We start from the raw sequence: 6,259 nt of genomic DNA on the forward strand, positions 1-6,259 counted from the left end.
TAAATATTAAGCTTTACTGCCAGGAATGGCAGATACAATACCTTGGTGCATCATGCGCGATTTTTCCTTAGCCAAGGCTTGCATGTCTACAGCCACATCGTCTTCATCTACGATTTCTACGCCAGTCATCGTTTCGATTACGTCTTCCATGGAAACCACTCCTCTCAGACATCCGTATTCATCTACGATGATAGAGATGTGTTCTCGTTTTTCCAACATCTTTTCCCATATCTGGTATAGAGATTCATCCTCGTTGAAGGAAAGAATCGGACGCATCAGCTCGGATAATCTGGTTTGGAACTCATCGTCTGAAACCAATTTGAGAACCATATCTTTCAATACGTATCCCACAATGATATCCTTGTTGTTGTCATAAACGGGAATGCGTGAGAATTTCCATTCTTTCTGTTCGTAAAACTCCTTGGTAGTCAGATTCATGTTGGCTGACTCTACTACGATGGATGGAGTCATCACCTCCTTGGCCTTTACTCCTGCCAGGCGAATGCAGCTTTTGATGATCTTGCTTTCCGATTCGCGGAAGATGCCTTCAGTAGTACCTACGTCTACCATGGCCGATACCTCTTCGCGACTCACGGAAGCCTGATGGTTCTTCGGAGTAAATACCTTAGTGATAAGTTCCGAAAGCAGTACCAAAGGATAGGTGATGAAGATGAGCACACGGATGATCTTGGTAGATGTCATGGCAAGAGAGCGCCAATATGAAGCTCCGATGGTTTTCGGGATGATTTCTGAAAGTACCAGAATCAACAGAGTGAGAATGGCGGAAATGATACCGAAGTATTCTTCGCCAAAGAGTTTCATAGACTCGGCTCCTACACCGGCAGAACCGATGGTGTGGGCGATGGTATTGAGCGAAAGAATGGCACCCACCGGACGGTCTACGTTATTCTTATACTGTTTCATCAGTGAGGCAGTCTTGCTGCCTTGATTCTCCTTCATCGAGATAAACGACATCGGAGTAGAAAGTAATACCGCCTCCAGGACGGAGCATAAAAAGGATAGTGACAGAGCACCTAAAAAATATAAAATGATTAAACCCATGTAATTTTAAATTCGTTAATAATATGTTATCTCAAGCAAGATAGATATTATTTCCGAAGGCTACAGTTGAGGATGTAATGGGGAACATTACATCTATGTTTATCCAATATCAGTGTATTTATATGTATCATCACAATATGTTTCAATTTTCTGCAAAGATATAGATAAAAATACGAATTTACTATGTTTTTGTTGAAAATTAAATTGTTTTAATATGATTTTGGTAAATTTGTGTAGAAGTATAAAAAAATCTAATTTTAACAATAATATAATGTATAATTCATCAAGTATTTATGAATATTAGGTATTTTTGCAATCAGCATTTATAAAACAGATTCAATATGAAAAAGAAAATACCTATCATTCTCCTTAACTTTACCGGTGTATACGAATTGGAGGCATTTGCCTCAAATAAGAATATTATCCATGTAGATTGCCGGGACATGAAAGGGGTAGACTGCTATTGTGACGAAGAGGGTAGTGAGGAACTGCATCGCCGATTGGCTCCTTTTCCTGCCAAAGCCGTTCATTTCATAGATTCCGGAGATTTCCATTATCTTACGGAATATTGGGTGTCAAGAATTCATGAACCTTTCTCGCTCATTGTTTTCGACCATCATCCGGATATGCAGCAACCGGAATGGGAAGGTGTTGTGTCATGTGGTGGTTGGGTGAGAGATGTTTTGGAGAAGAACCCGTTTGTCAAACACATTATCATTGTGGGGGCATCGGACGAGTTGATAGCCCAGGTGCCTGTTCACTTAAGAGAGAGGGTGTTGTTCTACAGTCAGGCAGAGATAGACCATCACCAGGCTTGGCCGTCGAAGGCTGGTAAACTTATACATGAGCCGGTTTACATATCCATCGACAAGGATGTATTGAGAAAGCAGGATGCCATCACCGACTGGAGCAATGGAGATATGACACTTATGCAGCTCCAAGCCGTGCTTCGCATCATCTATGCCCATGAGAAAGTGATAGGGATAGATATTACAGGCGAATGTTCAGCTACGCTTGACTATTTCTCCGAGTTGGAGGATGCAGAGATTAACAACGAGGCAAATGAAGAATTGCTAAGGATGATTCTGGAGGAGAACCAGCCTTAGCCTTCTTAAGCGTAAGCTTGAAGAATACGGTCTAGCTCGTCGAGTTCTTCCTCCTTTGTTGCCCAGCTTGTCACGAATCGGCAGATGATTTCATGTTCGCTCTTTCTTTCCCATATCTCGAATGCTACTTTTTGGGAAATGGCTTCGTAGAGGGCAGGTGAGAGTACTACAAACTGCTGATTGGTTGGAGAATCGTAGGCAATGGCGATACCATGCTTTTCGAAGATGCTGCGGATGCGGGTAGCCGTAGCGATGGCATGGCGCGATATCTTGAAATAGAGCTCATCCGTAAACAGTGTGTCAAACTGGATGCCGAGCATTCTGCCCTTGGCAAGCAAGGCTCCATGACGCTTCACGTTGGTGAAGAAGTATTTCGGTGCCTTCATGCCCGAGAATACCACAGCTTCTCCCATCATGGCACCCACCTTGGTTCCGCCGATATAGAATACATCACAATGTTTTGCAAGGAATGGCAAGTCATAGTCGCATGCCGCTGAAACCAGACCGTATCCCAGTCGTGCACCATCGATGAAGAGACGGAGGTCATATTTCTGGCAGGTTGCATACAGCGCAGCCAGTTCTTCTCTGGTGTAGACCATTCCGAACTCAGTCGGCATCGAGATATAAACCATGCCTGGCTGTACCATGTGAGGATGCGATTCGTCGGCTAGGAAGGTATCCATATAGGCTGACAGGGTGCCGGTTGTCAGCTTGCTGTTTTTTCCTGGCAGGGTAATGACCTTATGCCCGAAAGCTTCTACTGCTCCTGATTCATGTACCTCGATATGACCGGTTTCCACACAGATTACTCCTTCGCATCCCATGAGGACGGAGTCGATAACCGTGGTGTTGGTCTGCGTACCGCCTATCAGGAAGAATACTTCTGCATTCTCATTGTCCACAGCCTTGCGGATTTTCTCTTTTGCAGATTCTGAGTATGGATCAAAACCATAACCAGATGTTTTATCACTGTTAGTCTTGCCAAGAGCTTCTAGAATCTCTGGCAGCATACCATTGTTGTAATCACTTTCAAATGAAATCATATTCTTAATATTACGTGTTTTAATTTAAACAGATTGCAAAGGTAATGATATTTGCTAAAATGTGAGTAAAATAACTATTAATTAATCAAAAATAGCCCTATTTCAGGTATAAGTGGGCATTATACAGATGTCATGTTCCGTCAGTTGACCAGGCTTATTTTTTTTACGAAATCATGATTTAAATCCTCTGAAAATCACGAATTTCCGCTCGGAAAATATTTCTTGAAGAATATTGAAAATATGGCGAAATTCGTAATCGCCAGATATTCAACGTGTTATAAACCACACTAATTTCTTCGGAAATCCGGAATTCTGTAGTCGTACAACTATAACCCCTATAGTTGTACGACTATAACTCCAGAGTTGTACAACTATAGCCTATATAGTCGTACAACTGTAGCCTTACGGTCGTACAACTACAGGTGATTCGTCTTGCAGAGAGCAAGTAATACGCTATCAAACCAAATGATTTTTATCATCATGACCTTCTAGATTGAAAATACGGAAATTGCGATAATTAAGAAACAATATTTGACACCCGCATATTTCCGAAGTACAAATATTTATATATACGTACCGCCTATTTATCATAATCACCCTTAGAAAATGGGAAGGTACTAACCAAGAAAAATTCCATGAAATAATAATTTTTTATAAAAAGAATATTATATTGGACCTTTTCTTGCGTAATCTGGAAATTTTAGTTACCTTTGCACGAAAAGCACTACTTGGCATGAAAATTCAAGAAGTAATGAGATGATTTGTGTTCTTCAGCGATCCAGATGGTTTGCCGATAGAACTGTATGAAAAATAATAATTTAAATTAATACAATGAACATCAAGTCAATAGGTAGTAAAATCAAGGGAAATCCTAAGATGGTAGAGGGTACTGTATATTCCATGCTCATCATCTGTAGCATTTCCCATTTCTTGAATGATATGATTCAGTCGATTATCCCTTCCATCTATCCGATTGTGAAGGATAAGTTCGACTTCTCGTTTGCACAGATAGGTATCATCACGCTGGTCTTCCAGATGACGTCTTCCATCCTGCAACCTTTTACGGGGCTTTATGCTGACAAGCATCCCCGTCCCTATGCTCTTTCCCTCGGCATGTGTTTCACCTTGGTGGGCTTACTCCTGCTGGCTTTTGCCGAGAATTATTTTCTGATTCTCCTGGCTGTGAGCGTCGTAGGTCTGGGCTCATCCGTGTTTCATCCCACAGCTTCAAGAGTGGCACAGATGGCATCGGGAGGCAAGAAGAGTCTGGCACAATCTATCTTTCAGGTGGGCGGCAATGGCGGATCGGCAGTAGGTCCGCTGCTGGCTGCCATCATCATCCTGCCTTTCGGACAGCATGCCATCTCCTGGTTTGCCCTTGCAGCCCTCCTCGCTGCCATCATCATGGTAAGATTGGGCGTCTGGTACAAGGCACGACTGGCTTACGTGGTGAACCATCCGCAGAAACAACCGCTTCTCAATACCCATATTTCTAAAAGGGTGAAGTATTGGGCACTGTTTATCCTCATCATGCTCGTGTTCTCCAAGTATTTCTATACGGCGTGCATCACGAGCTACTTCACCTTCTTCCTGATGGATAAGTTCGGAGTTTCGGTACAGACTTCACAGCTGTGTCTCTTCGTGTTCCTTGCTGCCTTTGCCATAGGAACAGTGGCAGGAGGAATGCTGGGTGACAAGTTCGGCAGAAAGTATGTCATCTGGTTTTCCATTCTGGGAGCAGCACCTTTCGCCATCGCCATGCCTTTCGTCAACTTCACGTGGACCATCATCTTTACCTTCCTGTCAGGATTGATCATTGCCTCGGCTTTCTCTTCCATCGTGGTATATGCCACCGACCTGATGCCAGATAAAGTAGGACTGATAGCCGGCATTTTCTTCGGACTGATGTTTGGTTTGGGAGGTTTGGGCTCTGCTTTCTTCGGCTGGTTAGCAGACAAGACGAGCATCGAGTTCATCTTCCAGGTGAGTGCCTTCCTGCCATTGCTCGGCATCATAGCAGGATTCTTGCCGAATACACAGAAGAAAAGCGTTGAAGAAACGGATGAAAACGCAAAGTAAATGAAAGACTAAAATGATAAGAGAATATTAACAAATGGAACAAGAAGAAAAGAAACAGAAATCTCAAGCTGCAGAGAATCAGGCATCCTGCTCGTCTCTGCAGCCAGTTGCACCACATCCTTTTATTTCTGTCATACCGCTGGCAGTACTTATCACCCTCATCGTCCTGGTTGTCAAAATCTTCCCTGATGATGCCCTGGCTGGTGCCTCTCAGGTGGCCCTCATGATAGCCACAGCCGTTTGTGTAGCACTCGGTATGGGCATCTATAGGATGAAATGGAATATCTTTGAAGAGATGATCAAAAAGACCGTGGGCGATGCCGGAGTATCTATCCTGATCCTGCTGCTCATCGGAATGATGTCAGCTACCTGGATGATCAGTGGTGTGGTACCCACATTAATATATTATGGTGTACAGATCATGTCGCCAACCTTTTTCCTTCCCTGCGCATGCATCATCTCCAGCATCATTTCTGTGATGACGGGAACCTCATGGACCACTATTGCCACCATCGGTATTGCTCTGATGGGAATCGGTGATGCCCTGGGAATACCAGCCCCCTACACCGCTGGAGCTATTATCTCCGGTGCCTATTTCGGGGATAAACTCTCGCCAATGAGCGATACCACCGTCCTTGCTTCGAGTATAGCCGGAGCGGATCTCTTCTCACATATCCGCTATATGCTCTATACTACCATACCAAGCATTCTGCTCTCGCTGGTACTCTATCTCATCATCGGACTCTGTTATGATTCCAAGCCAGTGGATATCAGCCAGTATCTTACCGGTCTGAGTCATGGTTTCAATATCTCCTTGTTTACGATGCTGGTTCCGGCTTTTACAGGATGGCTCATCTACCGCAAGACTCCATCTCTCATCACACTTCTTCTTTCAGCCCTTTCAGCATGCATCTGTGCCCTCATTCTCCAGCCGGAAGTACTTGTAGGGATAGCAGGTGAAGACAGCAT

Annotated in this window: 5 protein-coding genes; 3 read left to right on the forward strand and 2 right to left on the reverse strand. The window is 43.8% G+C overall.

Annotation, left to right across the window (positions count from 1 at the left end; all coding sequences use genetic code 11):
• Positions 1-6: 6 nt before the first annotated feature.
• Positions 7-1,062 (reverse strand): CNNM domain-containing protein, encoded by a 1,056-nt coding sequence (locus tag ONT19_RS16245; protein ID WP_117729001.1) that lies wholly within the window; start codon positions 1,060-1,062, stop codon positions 7-9.
• Between the two features lie 341 nt (positions 1,063-1,403).
• Between ONT19_RS16245 and ONT19_RS16250 the strand changes: the two genes are divergently transcribed.
• Entirely contained in the window at positions 1,404-2,168 is a 765-nt protein-coding gene (locus ONT19_RS16250) for an arginase family protein (protein WP_264953448.1), read from the forward strand.
• 5 nt (positions 2,169-2,173) lie between these two features.
• Here the strand turns inward: ONT19_RS16250 and ONT19_RS16255 are convergent, their stop codons facing one another.
• A complete protein-coding gene (locus tag ONT19_RS16255; protein ID WP_264953449.1) occupies positions 2,174-3,211 on the reverse strand; it encodes a threonine aldolase family protein in 1,038 nt (345 codons plus the stop codon).
• Positions 3,212-4,042: 831 nt separating this feature from the next.
• On the opposite strand from ONT19_RS16255, the gene ONT19_RS16260 reads away from it, so the two are divergent.
• Positions 4,043-5,290, forward strand: coding sequence for an MFS transporter (locus ONT19_RS16260; protein WP_117588116.1), 1,248 nt, complete (start codon positions 4,043-4,045; stop codon positions 5,288-5,290).
• Positions 5,291-5,324: 34 nt separating this feature from the next.
• Positions 5,325-6,259, forward strand: a 935-nt coding sequence (locus tag ONT19_RS16265) for a Na+/H+ antiporter NhaC family protein (RefSeq protein WP_301332227.1), incomplete at its 3' end; no start/stop codon positions are given.

The organism is Segatella copri (assembly GCF_026015625.1).
In the GTDB taxonomy this organism is placed as follows: domain Bacteria; phylum Bacteroidota; class Bacteroidia; order Bacteroidales; family Bacteroidaceae; genus Prevotella; species Prevotella copri_H.